12 protein-coding genes and 1 pseudogene are annotated in these 17,105 nt (G+C 69.2%); 8 read left to right on the forward strand and 5 right to left on the reverse strand.

Annotation, left to right across the window (positions count from 1 at the left end; genetic code table 11):
* Window positions 1–2: 2 nt before the first annotated feature.
* Window positions 3–2,387: an ATP-dependent zinc metalloprotease FtsH gene (gene ftsH, locus ACT89H_RS24015; protein ID WP_445110915.1), complete on the reverse strand. Its 2,385-nt coding sequence runs from the start codon at window positions 2,385–2,387 to the stop codon at window positions 3–5.
* Window positions 2,388–2,814: 427 nt separating this feature from the next.
* Here ftsH and ACT89H_RS24020 point away from each other — a divergent pair, with 427 nt between their 5' ends.
* The gene (locus ACT89H_RS24020; RefSeq protein ID WP_445110916.1) at window positions 2,815–3,693 is read left to right on the forward strand and encodes a hypothetical protein; all 879 of its coding nucleotides are present in this window, start codon (window positions 2,815–2,817) and stop codon (window positions 3,691–3,693) included.
* Here the strand turns inward: ACT89H_RS24020 and ACT89H_RS24025 are convergent.
* Window positions 3,673–4,506: a DUF1266 domain-containing protein gene (locus tag ACT89H_RS24025; protein ID WP_445110917.1), complete on the reverse strand. Its 834-nt coding sequence runs from the start codon at window positions 4,504–4,506 to the stop codon at window positions 3,673–3,675. The genes ACT89H_RS24020 and ACT89H_RS24025 overlap by 21 nt on opposite strands.
* Before the next feature lie 139 nt (window positions 4,507–4,645).
* On the opposite strand from ACT89H_RS24025, the gene ACT89H_RS24030 reads away from it, so the two are divergent.
* Window positions 4,646–4,912 (forward strand): DUF2277 domain-containing protein, encoded by a 267-nt coding sequence (locus ACT89H_RS24030; RefSeq protein ID WP_195078011.1) that lies wholly within the window; start codon window positions 4,646–4,648, stop codon window positions 4,910–4,912.
* Here ACT89H_RS24030 and ACT89H_RS24035 read toward each other — a convergent pair.
* Both ACT89H_RS24035 and ACT89H_RS29570 read right to left on the reverse strand, forming a co-directional pair.
* Complete coding sequence (locus ACT89H_RS24035; protein ID WP_445110918.1) at window positions 4,832–5,128, reverse strand: helix-turn-helix domain-containing protein; 297 nt, start codon at window positions 5,126–5,128, stop codon at window positions 4,832–4,834. The two genes, ACT89H_RS24030 and ACT89H_RS24035, sit on opposite strands and share 81 nt — an antisense overlap.
* Window positions 5,129–5,274: 146 nt before the next feature.
* Window positions 5,275–5,535, reverse strand: a pseudogene (locus ACT89H_RS29570) (hypothetical protein); the annotation flags it as partial.
* Between the two features lie 145 nt (window positions 5,536–5,680).
* On the opposite strand from ACT89H_RS29570, the gene ACT89H_RS24045 reads away from it, so the two are divergent.
* The 3 genes from ACT89H_RS24045 to ACT89H_RS24055 all read left to right on the forward strand — a co-directional run bounded on the left by ACT89H_RS24045 (window position 5,681) and on the right by ACT89H_RS24055 (window position 9,429).
* Entirely contained in the window at window positions 5,681–7,285 is a 1,605-nt protein-coding gene (locus ACT89H_RS24045) for an aldehyde dehydrogenase family protein (protein WP_445110919.1), read from the forward strand.
* On the forward strand, window positions 7,282–8,115 hold the full coding sequence (locus ACT89H_RS24050; RefSeq protein WP_445110920.1) for an SDR family oxidoreductase: 834 nt from the start codon (window positions 7,282–7,284) through the stop codon (window positions 8,113–8,115). The genes ACT89H_RS24045 and ACT89H_RS24050 overlap by 4 nt, the downstream gene beginning before the upstream one ends.
* Before the next feature lie 426 nt (window positions 8,116–8,541).
* Window positions 8,542–9,429, forward strand: coding sequence for a LysR family transcriptional regulator (locus ACT89H_RS24055; protein WP_445110921.1), 888 nt, complete (start codon window positions 8,542–8,544; stop codon window positions 9,427–9,429).
* On the opposite strand, the gene ACT89H_RS24060 is transcribed toward ACT89H_RS24055, so the two are convergent.
* A complete protein-coding gene (locus ACT89H_RS24060) occupies window positions 9,419–10,909 on the reverse strand; it encodes an amidase (protein ID WP_445110922.1) in 1,491 nt (496 codons plus the stop codon). The genes ACT89H_RS24055 and ACT89H_RS24060 overlap by 11 nt on opposite strands.
* A 178-nt stretch (window positions 10,910–11,087) precedes the next feature.
* Between ACT89H_RS24060 and ACT89H_RS24065 the strand changes: the two genes are divergently transcribed.
* Genes ACT89H_RS24065 through ACT89H_RS24075 form a run of 3 tightly spaced genes read left to right on the forward strand, consistent with a single transcriptional unit; the run spans window position 11,088 to window position 17,103 of the window.
* Window positions 11,088–13,640, forward strand: a complete 2,553-nt coding sequence (locus ACT89H_RS24065; protein ID WP_445110923.1) for a serine/threonine-protein kinase — start codon at window positions 11,088–11,090, stop codon at window positions 13,638–13,640.
* Window positions 13,637–16,390: a protein kinase domain-containing protein gene (locus ACT89H_RS24070; protein WP_445110924.1), complete on the forward strand. Its 2,754-nt coding sequence runs from the start codon at window positions 13,637–13,639 to the stop codon at window positions 16,388–16,390. Before ACT89H_RS24065 ends, ACT89H_RS24070 begins: the two co-directional genes overlap by 4 nt.
* Entirely contained in the window at window positions 16,387–17,103 is a 717-nt protein-coding gene (locus ACT89H_RS24075) for a cyclase family protein (RefSeq protein ID WP_445110925.1), read from the forward strand. The genes ACT89H_RS24070 and ACT89H_RS24075 overlap by 4 nt, the downstream gene beginning before the upstream one ends.
* The last annotated feature ends 2 nt before the right edge of the window (window positions 17,104–17,105 follow it).

Here is a 17,105-nt window from a genome sequence, read left to right on the forward strand (position 1 = left end):
GGTCAGTGACGACCGTTCGGTCCATCCCAATCACCGTCGCCCTCGCCGTTCGGACTCGTCCGGCGCGGTTCGTCGTAACCGCCGCGGTCGCCGTACCCATCACGGTCGTAGCCGCCTTCGGGCGAACCCTGCGGACCCCACTGCGGGTAGCCGTGCCGCGGCTGCTGCGGGTCACCCCAGCCGGGCTGACCCTGCTGCGGCTCGTCGCGCGGCGGCCAGCCGGGAGCCGACCAGCCCGCCGGAGCGCCGTAATCCGGCCGCGAACCGTGCGTGCCCTGGCGCGGATAGGCCGGAGCGGGCGCCTGCGGCAGTGGGTAACCGGGCGCGGACGGGCGGGCGTACTGCGGCGGAGCGCCGTACCCGCTTTCGTGCGGCGGATATCCGTTGGCGGGCTGCGGCTCACGCTGCGCGGCCGCGGCCACCGGCTGCGCCACCGGTTCCGGCGGCCACGACTCGCCGCGCTCGGCGGCCAGCTCACCCGGGGTCTTCACCGGCGGCTTGTCCGAGGGGACCCGCTCGCCGAAATCGTTGAAGGCGGTGATCCGCGGGCGCTTCTGCACCGAGGCGAGGATCTGCTCGAGATCCTTGCGGTGCAGCGTCTCCCGCTCCAGCAGCGCGGTGGCCAGGTCGTCGAGCACGTCGCGGTACTCATTCAGGATGGCCCACGCCTCGGTGTGCGCGGCCTCGATCAGGTTGCGCACCTCTACGTCGATCGCGCCCGCCACCTCGTGCGAGTACTCCGAACCCATGCCCATCGAGCGGCCGAGGAACGGGTCACCCTGCTCCTGTCCGTAGCGGACCGCGCCGAGCCGCGCGCTCATGCCGTACTCGGTGACCATCGCGCGCGCGATCTTGGTGGCCTGGTCGATGTCGGAGGAGGCGCCGGTGGTCGGCTCGTGGAACACCAGTTCCTCGGCCGCACGGCCGCCCATCGCCATGACCAGGCGGGCGATCATCTCCGAGCGTGTCATCAGGCCCTTGTCGTCCTCGGGCACCGTCATGGCGTGGCCGCCGGTGCGACCGCGTGCCAGGATGGTGACCTTGTAGACCGGCTCGATATCCGGCATCGCCCAGGCGGCCAGGGTGTGGCCGCCTTCGTGATACGCGGTGATCTTCTTCTCGTGCTCGCTGATGATCCGGCTCTTGCGGCGCGGACCGCCGATCACGCGGTCGACGGACTCCTCCAACGATTCGCCGGTGATCACCGCGCCGTTCTCCCGGGCGGTGAGCAACGCGGCCTCGTTGATCACATTGGCGAGGTCCGCGCCGGACATCCCGACGGTGCGCTTGGCCAAGCCGTCCAGATCGGCGTCCGGGGAGATCGGCTTGCCCTGCGAGTGCACGCGCAAGATGGCGCGGCGACCGGCCAGGTCCGGGTTGCCGACCGGGATCTGCCGGTCGAACCGGCCGGGACGCAGCAGCGCCGGGTCGAGGATGTCGGGGCGGTTGGTCGCGGCGATCAGGATGATGCCGGTGCGGTCGCCGAAGCCGTCCATCTCCACCAGCAACTGGTTGAGGGTCTGCTCGCGCTCGTCGTGACCGCCGCCGAGGCCCGCGCCGCGCTGGCGGCCGACCGCGTCGATCTCGTCGACGAAGATGATGCAGGGGCTGTTCTGCTTGGCCTGCTCGAACAGGTCGCGCACGCGAGAAGCGCCGACGCCGACGAACATCTCCACGAAGTCCGAACCGGAGATGGTGAAGAACGGCACACCGGCCTCGCCCGCGACGGCACGCGCCAGCAGGGTCTTACCGGTGCCGGGCGGGCCGTAGAGCAGGACGCCCTTGGGGATCTTGGCGCCGAGGGCCTGGTAGCGGACCGGATTCTGCAGGAAGTCCTTGATCTCGTAGAGTTCCTCGACCGCCTCGTCGGCTCCGGCCACGTCGGCGAACGTGGTCTTGGGCATGTCCTTGGACAGCTGTTTGGCCTTCGACTTGCCGAAGCCCATCATGCCGCCGCGACCGCCGCCCTGCATCCTGGCCATCACGAAGATGAACAAGCCGAGCAGGATGATCGTGGGCAGCACGAACAGCAGGATCTGGGTGAACCAGCTGTCCTGCTTGACCACGGTGTTGTAGGGGGCGCCGGAGTTCTTCACGGCCGAGAAGATCTGGGCGGAGGTCTCGCTGCCGCCCGGATACTTCGTGATGATCTTGTTCTGTCCGCCGGTGGCGTCGCTGCCGTTCTTCAGCTCGATGCGCAGCTGCTGCTCGCGATCATCGATCTGGACGTTCTGGACGTTGCCCTTGTTCTCGAGCTGGCTCAGGGCAACCGAGGTATCGACGCTCTTCCAGCCCCGCGTGTCGTTGCCGAAGTAGCTGAACGCATAGATCACGAGCAAGATGCCCGAGACTATGGCCAGGGTGCGAAACACTGTCTTGCGGTTCATAGAGCGTCGGCCGGGGCGGCCAGTCCTTTCCGGTGTCTCCGGTTCTTGCCTAGCGATGCGTCTGGCGCGTCCGGTTCCGCGGGGGTTCGGATGCGGACAAGCCACGTTACCGCGTACGGTCTACTCAATACATCGCACAGTTCGGCTGCAGGTGCAGTTAAAGAGGTAAACGGCCGGAGACCGACGGTGGTTCCCGATGTCTCCGGTTCGGCTTCCTCCAAGTGGCAACAATCATGGCATGTTCGGCCTATCGTGAGCGACGACACAACATCGCGGCGCGAGCGACGGGCCACCCAGGCGGTAGCTCGCACACCACGAAGGGCCCCGGGAGCGCCGCGCATCAGACACGAGCGCAGGGGGTATGGACATAGTCGAGTTACGGACACCCACAGCGATACTGCGTCACGGCCGCGGCAGGTTGATCGTCTTGCGACCCGGATCCGACGGCGAGCGCGTGCTCGATGTCCCGGTCTCCGACCTGCTGAAGGTCCGGCTGAACCGGCGTGCGGACGACGCGGTCGTCATCGAGATCTATCTGCGCTATCCCACGCCCGTGCTCACCGGCGTGCCCGCGGACCGCACCCCCCTTCCGGTCATCATCGCCGAGCACGACGTTCCAGCGGCCACCGAGATCGTCAACCGCATCAACGCGCAGATCCTGGCCACCCAGCGCATCGACGTGGCGGCGCCGGACCTGCGCCCGCCCGCCCCGACCTGGGGCCGCGGCGGTCCCACCCGCGCGGACGTGGAACGGGCGACGCGCAGGATGTCACCGCGCCGCGAGGCGAAGCAGGCGATAGCGGCTCTGCATCGTTACGTGACGCCGGAGGAGTACGTCTTGGAGACCGCCGTCGCGGTCGCGCGCCCTCCGGCGGGCGACGGCACCGGCCTGCTCGCCGCGACGACGACGCGGCTGCTGTTCGTCGCCTGCGGCGACAGCCGATACGCCTACGAACTTCCGATTCCCGTGGTCTTGTGGGCGCGCGTCACCGATTCGCCGGTCGCGGGTCGCGGCGAAATCGGGCCGGGGCGCGGGGCCGCCGGCATAGAAGTGCACGACGGCAGCCGGACGCTGTATTTCGCCGGCGCCGACCGCGCCGACACCGAACGGGTCATCTGCGCGGTGAACTTCGCGGTGCGCCGGGAATCCGCCGACGGCGCCACGGGATCCACGGATCCGGGCGTGGCGCAGTTGTATTCGGAGTGGGAGCTGCTGGTCGAGCGGCACTCCCTCGGCATGGTCGACGACGCGCAGTTCCAGCGTTACGGCCGGGGGATCCTGCGCTCACTCCCGGACGGGAGCTGAGTTCAGCGCGACCCGCCGCCACGGGCTGGTGGGGCGCAGCCACAGCCGCAGCAGTTCCTTGCGGCGGTCGACGCCGCCGTTCTTCAGCTCGGCCAAGTCCTCGCAGGCCTGCCAGTAGGTCCAGCCGGTGAGGTAGGCGTCGCCGAACTGGCGCCAGTTACGGTACTTGCTCTGCGCCAGCGGCAGGGCGCGTGCCAGATAGCTCCAGGCGAGGTCGGCGTCGACGTATCCGGCGGTGTAGGCCATCCTGGCCACCGCGACCACCCTGGCCAGATCCCAGGCGTGGATGTCGCTGGGCAGCGGCCGGGCCAGATGGTCGGTGAATCCGATCTTGATCGCCTGCGACCAGATGTCGTAGTCGCGGACCAGCGCCTCGGGATTGTCCATCCCGCGGAACGCGCCGACCTGCCGCAGGAACGCCCGGTGCCGGTCGGCACGCTCACCGAAACGATCGCGTTCGCTGGCGTTGATCGAAGCCGTCACCAGCGGGTGCACCAGCGCGTAGAGCGGCGCGTGCATGCCTTCCAGCAACTGCTCCATCGACGCCTGCGCCTCGGTGCCGTCGGTGATGCCCCACGCGCCGGTGAGCGTGTCGATGGCCAGCTCGCGCCGGTCCCCCAACGGATGCGCGCGTTCCGGGCCGAGCAGTAGCGCGTCGTGGAAGGCGTCCCAGCGCGCCGAATAGAACGCGCCGAGGGCCAGAGCTCGCAGTTCGTCGTCGGATACCGCGGCGCCGGACCAATGGTCTTCCTCCCGCTCGTCCAGCTCCGCGTACGGAAAGGTCGTCAAGGTGGGTACACCGCGCGAAGACATGCCATAGATTGTTCCCCATCCCGCACGGCGGACGCTCGATATTCCCGGATGGGCACAAATGTCCGCTTCGGGGCGATTCGATTTCGGCCGGGTTGCTCCTTGCGCTGACGCCTGTCTGATCTGGAGCTAGTGTGCTCGCATGTGTAGAAACATCACCGTCCTGCGTGGTCTGGAACCTGCCGCAACCGAGCAGGAAATCTATGCCGCCGCACTGCAGTACGTGCGCAAGGTCGGTGGCGTGTCCGGCCTGAGCTCGACCACCAAACCGGCCGTCGACAAGGCCGTCGCGGCCATCGCAAAGGCGACCACCACCTTGCTCGCCGAGTTACCCGACCGCAGGGTGGCGCCGACCACCGAGCCGCCGCTGCGCCGCATCGCCGCACGCGAGGCCGCGGCGGGAGAATAGGCGTTCAGGGCGGGCGATCCGCTGCACGCGGTAGCGGACCGTGTTCTTGTGTACCCCGAGGATCTTCGCCGTGGCCTCCGGGCTGCGTTGGTTGCGGTTGGTTGCGGTTGGTTGCGGTTGGTTGCGCAGATAGGCGTGCAGTGTCTCGCGTAACCGAACGGCGTGCGCGTCCCGGGACGCCAGCGCGCCCAGTTCCCGCTCGACCAGCCCTCGCATGGCGCTTCGTCCGCGCCGGCCAGATAGGCGATCTCCACCGTGCGATACCCGGTGACCCGCCGCCCGCCCGCCGGTGCGCGCTCGGCGACCGCCTCGCGGTGACTGCGACGAAAACCGGCGATTCCTGCGGCGGGCACACCGAACGCCACCCGCACCGGCGCCTCGATCCGCGCCGCGGCCAGCCGCTCCACATCACCCGGCACCGCGAGTTCGGCGCCGTGTTCCCCGTCCTCCGAACCGGCCCACGCCCACATGGCGCCGGCCCCGGAAGCAACGGTGAGCACGCGCGTGCCGCCCAGAGCCGAGGCCAGCCGCGCCGCGACCCGATCCAGCAGTCCGGTGGCCTCCGCGTTCGCACCGGCGGGCTCTGGCGAATGCCGTAACCATTTCTTGTTCAATGGAAACAAAATTGTCTGTTTCCCTTGACAATTCGGGCCGAGAAAGTCCGTTCGTATTGTGTCACGATCATAGTTCAGTGGCTTGTATCACAGGAGTAAGTAGCACAGCAGCAAGCAGACCGCCGTTCAGCACGACGTCAGTGGGAGAGCAGCCGTGACCAACACCGAACCAGCGCCCGCGACCGAGAAGACGCAGGCACGCGAAACAACCGCGAAGACCGACGGCCCCGCCGTCATCGAGGTGCGCAATCCCGGCACGGGCGAGGTCGTCGGCACGGTGCCGGACGAGACCGCGGACGCGGTCGCGGCCAAGGTCCGCGAACTGCGGCTGTACCAGCCGGAATGGGAGGCGATCGGCCCCGGCGGACGCAAAGTCTGGCTGTTGAAGTTCCAGGACTGGTTGATCGACAACACCGACCGGCTGGCCACCGTGCTGCAGTCGGAGACCGCCAAGCCCCGGGTGGACGCCCTCATCGATCCGGGTTTCGCGACCGATCTGATCGGCTACTACGCCCGCCGCGCGGCCGCGTTCCTCGCCGACGACCATCCGTCGCCGCACAGCCCGCTGGCCCGGGTCAAGCGACTGACCACCGTCTACCGTCCCTATCCGGTGGTCGGCGTCATCACGCCGTGGAACTTCCCACTGGCCATGCCGGTGATGGACGTGTTCCCCGCGCTGGCCGCGGGGGCGGCCGTCATCCTCAAGCCGTCGGAAGTGACCCCGCTCTCGGCGATCGAACTGGCCAGAGGCTGGACCGAGATCGGCGCGCCGCCGGTCTTCTCGGTCGTCACCGGCGCGGGCGCGACCGGAGCCGCCGTGGTGGGCAACGCCGACTACATCCAGTTCACCGGCTCCACCACGACCGGCCGCAAGATCGCCGCCGCGTGTGTGGAACGAATGGTGCCCTACAGCCTGGAACTCGGTGGTAAGGACCCGGCCATCGTGCTGGCCGACGCCGATCTGGATCGTGCCGCGCACGGCATCGCCTTCGGCGGCATGTTCAACTCCGGCCAGGTCTGCATCTCGGTGGAGCGGGTGTACGTCGAAGCGCCGGTGTACGACGAGTTCGTCGCCAAGCTCACCGCCGACGTCGAGGCGCTGCGCCAAGGCCTTGACGGACGCGAATCGAAACACGACGTGGGAGCGCTGGCCAACGAGAACCAAGTCGCCATCGTGCAGCGCCACGTCGACGAGGCCGTCGCGGCGGGCGCCAAGGTCCGCACCGGGGGCAAGCGGGCCGGATTCGGCACCGCCTTCGAGCCGACCGTGCTGGTCGACGTCGACCACAGCATGTCCTGTGTCACCGAGGAGACCTTCGGTCCGACGCTGCCGGTGATGAAGGTCGCCGACGAGTCCGAGGCGATCCGGCTGGCCAACGACTCCGTCTACGGCCTGTCCGCCTCGGTGTGGACCGGTGACAAAGCGCGGGGCGAGCGAATCGCCCGGCAGCTGAACGTGGGCGCGGTCAACATCAACGACGTCTTCGCCAACCTGTTCAGCTACGCGTTGCCCATGGGCGGCTGGGGGCTGTCCGGCGTCGGCGCCCGCTGGGGCGGCGCGCACGGCGTGCGCAAGTACTGCCGTCAGCAGGCGATCACCGCGCCGATGCTGCCAACTCTGCGGAAGGAACTGTTCTGGTACCCGTACTCGATGCCGAAGCTGCTGTTCGCGCTCGGCGCCATGCGGGCTGCCGGCGCCCGGGGCCTGCGCCGCCTCGACCTGCCTGCCCTGCTGAAGCTGAAAGGGGACGACAAGTGACCGAGGCGAACCAGATCCGCGGCAAAGTCGCCGTCATCACCGGTGGTGCCCGCGGCATCGGGCTCGCCACCGCGACCGCCTTGCAGGCCCTCGGCGCGCAGATCGCGATCGGCGACATCGACGAAACCACGGTCGCGGAGTCGGGCACGGCACGCGGCTTCGAGCTCGCCGGCAAGCTCGATGTGACCGATCACGACTCGTTCGACGGCTTCCTCGACGAGGTGGAGCGCACCCTCGGCCCGATCGACGTGCTGATCAACAACGCGGGCATCATGCCGACCGGCAAGGTGGTGGACGAGCCGGACCCGCTGACCCGCCGGATCCTGGACATCAATGTCTACGGCGTGATCCTCGGCTCCAAGCTGGCGCTGCGCCGGATGCTGCCGCGCGGCAGCGGGCACATCATCAACATCGCCTCGCTGGCCGGCGAAACCCACATCCCGGGCCTGGCCACCTACAACGCCAGCAAGCACGCGGTGCTCGGGTTCACCGACACCCTGCGGGAGGAGTACCGCGGCACCGGCCTGCGGTTCTCCTCGGTGCTGCCCACACTGACCAACACCGAACTCGGATCCGGCATCACCGCGCTCAAACTGATCCGGGCCGCCGAGCCGGAGGAGATCGCCGACGCCGTCACGAAGCTGATCGTCGCGCCGAAGTCGAAGGTCAGGGTGACCGCGGTGGCCGGGTTCATCTCCCAGTTCGTCGGTCTGCTGCCGGAAGCGCTCGGGGACAGCATCGGCCGGGCGCTCGGGTCCGCTCACGTCTTCCTCGACGACGTCGACACCGAGAAGCGCAAGGCCTACGAAGAGCGCGCTCGCGGCAGGTGAGCGGCGCGGCGAACGAGGCCGCCGGGGCGGGATTCGTCTCGGCCGCGGCGCCGCGCTGTGTGCGTGGGGACACACAACGAGCGCCATAGTGAACAGTTCTGTGATCAAAATCACGACAGATGTCGCCCGCATCACATAGCCCGTTGTGGGCAAATTTTCAGCCAGGCTCGGCGGCCACGAAGGTGTCGACAATCCGCCCCGAACACGTCCGACCGACTGTCATTCATGCTGGTCAAGCGCCCAGATCAGCGAACGGGACGGTAGACGCCCAGAGCATGCCGAGAATTCGCCAACCGCCTGGTGCGCGGCACCATCGCAGGCAATATGCTGTCCCTAACAAACCTGTCGACCGTTTCGGTGCCCGTATCCGAACTTTTCGGCCTGATATGGCTGGAAATTCCGGACTGATTCTGATAGCAAGGGGCTATGGACCCGCATTTGCGCGACCTGCGGTATTTCGTCGCCGTCGCTGAGGAACTGCATTTCACCAACGCCGCTCAGCGGCTGCACATCGCTCAACCCACCCTGTCGCGTCAGATCCGTCAGCTGGAACGTCAGCTCGACGTGGTCCTGTTCGACCGCAACCAGCGCAGTGTCGCGCTGACCGTCGCGGGCAAGGAACTACTCGAAGGTGCCCGCAAGATCCTGGAGCTGTGGGAAGTCACCCACATCTCGCTGCAAGAGGCGGGCGAGGTGCTGCGCGTCGGCATCCAATCCACCCTCGGACGCGGTCTGCTCAGCGATCTGGAGAGCGCGAGCGGACATCGTCTCGCCCTGCACGCGGCCTCCTGGACCGATCCCTCCAGCGGGCTCGCGGGGCGGCAGGCCGATCTCGCGCTGGTCTGGCTGCCGCTGCCGGACCAGAGCCGCTACCGGTGGCAGGTGCTGCGCACCGAGCCGCGCTGGGTGCTGCTTCCGGAGACCCACCCGCTGGCGATTTCGGAGACCATCGAATTCGCCGATCTGCTCGACGAACCGTTCGTCGCGCTGCCCACCGAGGCCGGTGCGGTGCGCGATTTCTGGCTCGGCAACGACGGACGCGGCGGACGTCCGCCCAAGATCGGCGCCGAAGCCGCGACCGCCGAGGACAAGCTGGAAGCGGTGAGCCTCGGCCTGGGCGTGTGCCTGCTCGCCGAGAACAACGTGCCGATGTATCGCTGGCCCGGGTTGACCGCGCGCCCGGTGTCGGGGCTCGCGCCCTGCGAACTCGCCGTAGCCTGGCGGGCCGACGACAACCGGCCGACCATCCTGGAGTTCGCCGGACGCGCTGTCGAGGGCGGGTTCGCCGCGCAGCAGTCGCCGGTCAGCGTCTGAACCGGCCCGGCGGGGCCTCGGTGGCGGTGCGCTGCCACGGACGGCGGGTCTCCAATTGCGCGGCCAGTCGTAGCAAGGTGGATTCGCTGCCGGGAGGTCCCGCGAGCTGAGCGGCCACCGGCGTACCCGACAGCCGGTCGATGCCCATCGGAATCGAGGCGGCGGGCCAGCCGACCAGATTCCACAGCGGAGTGAAGGGGGCGAACCGCGCGCTGGTGAACAGAGTGGCCGGCCGATTGTGGAAATGCCAGGCCCGCGCCGTCGGCGGCGGAGCGGCCAGAGTGGGAGTGATCACCACGTCGTAACGCTCGAAGAACTCCAGTAGTCGCGCCTCCACCCGGTCGATCTGGGCGGGACGCGCCAGCCGTAACCGATACACCGTCCGGCCCAGCGCCAGGCGGTGCCGGGCTCTGGCCGATAGCCGGCCGGGCTCGGGTAGCGCCGAGGCGTCGCGGGCACCCAGGGCCAGCCAGCGTAGCGAGGCCGCGAGCAGTGCGTTTCCGTACGGTAGCGCGGTCGGTTCCACCGAATGGCCTGCCGCCGCGGCCGCCGAGGCCGCTCTGCGGGCCGCGGCCGTCCAGTGCCGGTCGACGCGCAGCAGGCGGGAAGGTGGATCCACGGCCAGTCCGATGCGTAGTCGGCCGGGTGGATCCACCTCGGCTAGGTCCGGCCGCGCCGCCAGGACCGACAACGCCAGCGCGGCGTCGTCCACACATGTCGCCAGGACACCATGTTCGACCAGGCTCGACCACGGTCCCGCACCGGGGACCATGTGCTGCCCCGGCTTGATCCCGAAGACTCCACAGCACGCGGCCGCGACCCGCACCGCCCCCAGGCCGTCGCAGCCGTGCGCCACCGGAACCAGCCCGGCCGCGACCGCGGCGCCGGCCGCGCTTCCCGCGTTGCGCACCGGATTCCACGGATTGCGGACGACACGCGCGGCGCCACCGGTCGTCGCCCATCGACTCAGCTCGGGGGACGCGACAAGGCCGACGACCACGGCGCCCGCGGCGCGCAGCCGGGCCACCACCGGATGATCCGTGGCGGCGACCGGGCCCCACGGCATCGGCTCGCCCGCGATCGGAACGCCGTGCTCGACCACGACCGGCACACCGGCCAGGGGCAGCACGTCGAGGTCGTCGCGTTCCAGCAAGCCGACCGACTCGGCCGTCGCCTGTTCGGCGCGCAGCACGCTGAAAGCGTCGCATTTCCGGTCGGACGCCGTGATTCGCGTGCCGGCATCCGCGGCCACCTGGCCGGGATGAAGCAGGCCGTCTCGCACGCACGCCGCGATCGTCGCGGCCGGGCCGCGTTCGAGTGCGGACTCGGCTTCCGCGGCGCGGTCCGGCCGCGCGTCGGAAGCTCCCGGCGATCGGGCGAGCATCGATTCGCCGGTCTTCCCGTTCGGAATGATGGTTTGGTCGGCGGCATTTCCCGCTGAAATCGAGCCATCCGCCATGATTGCGGCCTCGTCGGACATGTGCTGGTCATCCCCCGTCGCGTCGTTGTCGAAATCGGGTGATCCACTGTCGAGCCGCAAGTTATCATTTCGAATACGGCGCGGGGGATGATGGAGTCGGGTGTGGCGGAAATTTTCGGCACATCTGACAACGACCGGTGCGGATTCCGCGACGTCCGCCGAGCCACTAGGTCCGAGCATGAGTGCGAACTCCGAGAGAAGGTTCGACCCCGACACGGGTATTTCCACCCGGCCGAGGAGTGGCGACCTGTCGCGTGCCGAATCCGAGGCGGTGGCGGCGTTCTCCGCGGCGTGGGAATCCACCCGGCGCCCACCGGCGATCGCCGAATATCTGCCCGATGCCAGCACCCTGCGGCGTGCGGCATTACTGGAGCTGATCCGCGTCGACTTGCGTCATCGCTGGCTGCTTCGCCGCGGTAAGGACACCGGCGCCGCGCCGGAACCGGCCGCGCGCATGCGCTTGGCCGATTACTGCGCGGAATTTCCCGAACTCGCTTCCGACGATATTCCGGCCGGCCTGGTGTACGAGGAGTTCGTCATCCGCCGCCAGAGCGGCGAGCGGGTCGATCCGCGCGAATGCCTGCGCGAATATCCGCGACAGGCCCAGGAACTGCGCGAGTTGTTGAACGCCGACGAGATCGACCAGAGCACCCGCCGCGCGACCTCGCAGGATTCCCCCCTGACCGTCGTCGCGCACGGCGACTCCGTTCTCGACGACACCGCATTGAACCAGACCGCTGGGTCTGTTCGTGATTTCGAGGTGACCAGAACGACCGCCGCCGATCTGACGGGTACGGCCACCGCCGTACCCACGACGATCGGGACCGGGCCGGGCGGGGCCAACCCGCTCGACCGGATCGAGATCGGTCAGCGGATCGATGACTTCGATCTGCTGACCGGTCTGGGCAGCGGTGCGTTCGCCCGGGTGTTCCTCGCACGGCAGCGTTCGCTGCAACGACTGGTCGCGGTGAAGATCTCCAGCGACCACGGCACCGAGCCGCAGACGCTGGCCCAGCTCGACCACGACTACATCGTGCGAGTGTTCGACCAGCGGTTGCTCGACGACAACGAGGGCGCCGCACGCCGCCTGCGACTGCTGTACATGCAGTTCCTCCCCGGAGGCACGCTGCTCGGCGTGCTGCGCTGGGTCCGCGCGACCCCGCCCGCCGAGCGCAGCGGCCGGCTCCTGCTGGACGCCGTGGACGCGGCCATGGAGGAGAAGGGCGAAATCCGGCCGACCGACTCCAGCGTGCGCGCGGAACTCGCGACACTGAGCTGGCCGGAGACCGTGGCCTGGCTCGGCCGCAGACTGGCCGAAGCACTGGACTACGCCTCCTCGCACGGCGTGTTGCACCGCGACGTCAAACCCGCCAACGTCCTGCTCACCGCCGAGGGCGTCCCGAAACTGGCGGACTTCAACATCAGCTTCAGCCGCAACGTGGAGGGCACCAGCCCGGTGGCCTACTTCGGCGGGTCGCTGGCCTACATGTCGCCGGAGCAGCTGGAGGCCTGCCATCCCGGCTTCGACCGCAGCGCCGCCGAACTGGACACCCGCGCCGACATCTATTCGCTCGGCGTGGTGCTGTGGGAACTGCTCACCGGCGTGAAGCCGTTCGACGACCGGACGGCGAACGCGGGCGACCAGGGCGACGACACCACGCTGGAGGCCATGCTGGAGCGGCGCAGCACAGGCGTGGACGAAGCCGCGCTGGCGCGCGTTCCGGCCGACTGTCCCGCCGCGTTGTGCCGCATCCTGCTGAAGTGTCTGGCTCCCGAGCGCGCGGACCGCTGGTCCAGCGGCGCCATCCTCGCCAGGCAGCTGGAGATGTGCCTGGACGCGCGGGCGCGGGAGTTGGTCGACCCAGCGCCGAACAGCTGGCGGCGGCGGCTGCGCCCGTACATCGTGCCGGTAGCGCTGGTGGCGATGGCGCTGCCGAACGTGCTCGCCTCGCTGTACAACATCCAGCACAACGAACAACTGATCATCAGCAGGATGCCCGAGGAAGCCCAGCAGACCTTCCTCATCATCACCGGCGTCGTCAATGCGATCTTCTTCCCGCTCGGCATCGCGCTGGTGTTGTACCTGGCGCGATACGTGCTGACCGTGCCACGCGGCCTGCGAAAAGGGCGGCGGTACGACCCCGGAACCCTGCGGCGTGCCAGACGCGACGCGCTGCTGATGGGCGACCGAGCCGTGGCCGTGGCATTCTCACTGTGGGTGCTGGCGGGACTGATTTTCCCGATCGCGCTACAGGTTTCCACCGGAGATATACCGGCCCGCGCCGTGGTGCACTTCTTCTCGTCGCTGGTGGTGTGCGGCGCCATCGCGGTCGCCTACCCCTTCTTCCTGCTGACGTTCTACATGGTGCGGTGCGTCTACCCCCTGTTCCTCCGGCACGGGGACATCAGTCCCGAGGACGCGGTGTGGCTGCGTGGCCTTGATCGGCGCTGCAACGGCTACCTCGCGGTGGCGGCTTCGGTGCCGTTGCTCGCGGTCACCGGTGTGACCTTCCTGCCTCCGTCCGATATCCCGTTGGTCATCGTCGCGGTCCGGCTGCTGTGCGTGGGCGGCATAATCGCGTTCGTCGGCACCTATCTGCTCTTCCGTGCGCTGGAAGCGGATCTGCGGGCGCTGGAGCGGGTGGTCGATCCGGATTCCGCCGAATCGGATACCGCCGAGGGCCGAACCGCCCGAGCGACCCCGACGACCGCCCTGGAGACCAGCACGTGAGCTTGCCCCGCACCGATGCCGTCGCCCGGTTCTCCGCCGACTGGCAGCGCAGTCTTCACAGTGATCGGTTACCGCCGCAGATCGGTGACTATGTGCCAGACGGCACGCAGGTCCGCTTGGGCGTACTCGTCGATCTGATCCGGGTGGATCTGCGGCGGCGCTGGCAGCGGGAAGGGCTCGGCAAGCGGGTGGCCGACTATCGCGAGGAATTCCCCGATGTGGAGACCAGCCCGGAGCTGGTCGATCTTCTGTGCGAGGAATTCCTGGCGCGCCGCCGAAGTGGACCGCTGCCGCTGGAGGACTTTCTCGCCGAGTATCCCGACCGCGCCGGCGCGGTCCGCGAACATCTCGCCGATTTCGCCGCCGACGCCACCGACTCGGACGCCGGGTCCAGCGCAGCCCTCGCCGCGCTCGCCGACCTCGCGCCGGGCCTGCGGATCGATGACTTCGACCTGCTCACCGACTTGGGCGCCGGTCTGCTCGGCCGGGTCTTCCTGGCCAGGCAGCGGTCGATGCAACGGCTGGTCGCCGTCCGGTTCTCGGCGGGCCGGGCGGGCGCGGCGCACACGATGGCCCAGCTCGATCACGCCCACATCGTGCGGGTCTTCGACCAGCGAGTACTCGGCGCCGACGCCGCACAGCCGCTGACCGTCGCCGGTCCCCCCGCGAACGGCCGCCACACCGCGGCGAACGCCACCATCGCCGCGCCGCTCCCAGATCTCGACACCACAGCAGCCGAGCGGTTCGACCTCGACGCCACCGCCACGGCCGCTCCACCCAGCCCGACGAGCCGCTCCGGCGACGACGACACCATCGCGGCACCGCCACCCCGGACGGCCGGCCACCCAAGCGACGACGACACCGTTCTCGAACCGGACGGCGCCGAAAGACACCCGCCAGCCGTCACCCACCCGCCCGCGGACGAGGCGACCGCCGCACCGGAACACATCGACGACGAGACCGTGGTCAGCGAGCCCGACGTGTCCGCTCCGCTCCGCCCACGCCGCGCTCCGAACCCCGAATCCGGACGATCGGCCGAACCGCGGGACAGCGCCGCGGTTCTGGCTTATCCGGACGCGGTGACCGAGCGATCGACCGATCCGGACGCGACCATCGCGGCCCCGCCGGATGACACCGCGTCCGCGCCCGCTCGGCCGCCTCACGCACCGGAATCCGGGACGGCCGCCGTCCCGCGTCTGGTCTACATGCAATACCTCCCCGGCGGCACGGCTGTCGGCCTGCTCGCGCAACGCCGTCGCGGCCCCGTGACCGACGGCGGGGCTCTGCTGCTGCGCGCGGTGGACGCCGCCATGGAGGCCAAGGGCGAGATCCGGCCGTCGGACTCCAGCGTGCGCGCCGAGATCGCGCGGCTGAACTGGCCGGAGACCGTGGCGTGGGTGGGCAGGCGGCTGGCCGACGCGCTGGACTACGCCGCACACCACGGCGTGCTGCACCACGACATCAAACCGGCGAACGTGCTGTTCACCGCAGAGGGCATCCCGAAGCTCGCCGACTTCACCCTGGGTGAGGTGGCGGGCCGCCGCGCGCCGCACGGTCCCGGTGCGACCGACGCACTGGTCTACCGTTCACCGGAGCAGCTGACCAGCTACATCGATCCCGACGCCCCCGCCCCGGGCGACGCCAGCGACGTCTACTCCCTCGGCGTGCTGCTGTGGGAAATGCTCACGGGCGCCACCCCCTTCGACGATCCGCCACTGGACGGGGACGGTCCGGACACCGAGACGTACGCGCGGATGCGCGCGGTGCGCCGCGGCGGCGTCTCGGACGCCGCGCTCGCGCGCCTGCCGGAAGACACCCCGGCCGCGCTGCGCCGCGTGCTGCTGGACTGCCTGCACGAGGACCCGCAGCGGCGCTGGCGCGGCGGCGCCGAACTCGCGGGACAACTCGATCTGTGCCTCGATACCCGCGCTCGCGACCTGGTCGATCCCCCACCCGGCAGCCTCGCACACCGTGCCCGGGGGTGGCTGCTGCCGGTCGCGGCGCTGTGCGTCGGCGTGCCGAACGTGCTGGCCAGCTTCTACAACATTCAGCTGAACCAGACCCTGATCATCGACCGGATGTCGACCGCCGACCAGGAGAAGTTCACCGCGGTCGGATTGATCAACAACCTCATCACGTTCCCGGTCGCCGCGCTGCTGCTGTTGTTCATGACCCGGCGGCCGCTCGCCATCTCCTACCGCCTCGGCCGTGGCGACGGGTACTCCGCGCACACGCTCGCGAAAGCGCGCCGCGACACCTTGCTGATGGGCGACTGGGCGGTGTGGATACCCTTTGGCTTCTGGCTGGTCGCCGGCGTCATCTGGCCGCTGGGGCTGGCCTTCTCCGGTGTCGACCTGCCGCGCGGCACCTTCTTGCACTTCTTCGCCGCGCAGGTGGTGTGCGCGGCGATCGCGCTGGCCTATCCGTTCTTTCCGATCATGGTCTACTCGGTGCGCGCGATCTATCCACAGCTCTTGGTGCGCGGCGGCATCGGCCCCGACGACGAACGCCAGCTCCGCGCGCTGGCCAAGCGCGGCAGTTTCTACCTCGGTGTGGCCGCGTCGGTTCCGCTGCTGGGCGTGGCGAGCGCGACCTTCGTCGAGGCCGCCGACCTGGAGCTGGTGATCGTTCCGGTGCGCGTGCTCAGCGTGGGTGGCATCCTGGCATTCGTGCTGACCTATCGACTGTTCCGGCTCCTGGAAGCGGATCTGCTCGCTCTGGCCAGGGCGATTCCCCAGCGGACGCGATGACCGCACCGCGCCCGCCGGGGCGGCTGGTGAACCTGTCGCACGTCCACGACCCGGTCACCACGCCGCTGTACCCGGGCGATCCGGAATTCCGCACCGACATCGTCGCGACGATCGCGCACGACGGCTACCTCCTGCGCTATATCCAGCAGGGCGAACACACCGGAACCCATTGGGGCGCGCCGATTCATTTCCGCGCCGACGGGCTCGCCGCCGACGAACTCGACCTCGACGATCTGCTGCTGCCCGCGGTGAAGATCGATCTGCGGCAACGCTGCGCGAACGATCGTGACTACGCGGTCACGGTCGACGATCTGAAGCGGTGGGAGGCCGACCACGGCCGGATCCCGGACGGCGCGGCGGTCGTCGCCTGGACCGGGTGGGACGCCAAGTGGGGCACGCCGGAGTTCGTCGGCACGGGCGAATCAGCGGGCAGGCAACCGGGTTTCGGGGTGCAGACGGTGGAATGGCTGCTGCGCAGCGGCAGGCTCGGTCGCCGTGGCGCGCTGGGCATCGACACATTCGGCCCCGACGTGGGCACCGACGAGACCTACGCGGTGTCGAAGCTGCTCTACGGCGAGCACCGGATCAGCTTGGAATGCTTGGCGAACCTGGCCGCGCTGCCCGCGACCGGGGCGTGGGTGCTGGCGGGCGGACCGCTCTATCGCGGCGGTTCCGGTGCACCGGCAACGATTTTCGGCATCTTGCCCGGCTGACG

The organism is Nocardia aegles (assembly GCF_052545135.1).

Excerpts from the sequence above, each read along its gene's own strand:
- ACT89H_RS24030 (WP_195078011.1), top strand. The coding sequence starts at position 4,646 with ATGTGTAGAAACATCACCGTCCTGCGTGGTCTGGAACCTGCCGCAACC.
- ACT89H_RS24025 (WP_445110917.1), bottom strand. The coding sequence starts at position 4,506 with ATGTCTTCGCGCGGTGTACCCACCTTGACGACCTTTCCGTACGCGGAG.
- ACT89H_RS24055 (WP_445110921.1), top strand. The coding sequence starts at position 8,542 with ATGGACCCGCATTTGCGCGACCTGCGGTATTTCGTCGCCGTCGCTGAG.
- ACT89H_RS24065 (WP_445110923.1), top strand. The coding sequence starts at position 11,088 with ATGAGTGCGAACTCCGAGAGAAGGTTCGACCCCGACACGGGTATTTCC.
- ACT89H_RS24075 (WP_445110925.1), top strand. The coding sequence starts at position 16,387 with ATGACCGCACCGCGCCCGCCGGGGCGGCTGGTGAACCTGTCGCACGTC.
- ftsH (WP_445110915.1), bottom strand. The coding sequence starts at position 2,387 with ATGAACCGCAAGACAGTGTTTCGCACCCTGGCCATAGTCTCGGGCATC.
- ACT89H_RS24035 (WP_445110918.1), bottom strand. The coding sequence starts at position 5,128 with ATGCGAGGGCTGGTCGAGCGGGAACTGGGCGCGCTGGCGTCCCGGGAC.
- ACT89H_RS24060 (WP_445110922.1), bottom strand. The coding sequence starts at position 10,909 with ATGTCCGACGAGGCCGCAATCATGGCGGATGGCTCGATTTCAGCGGGA.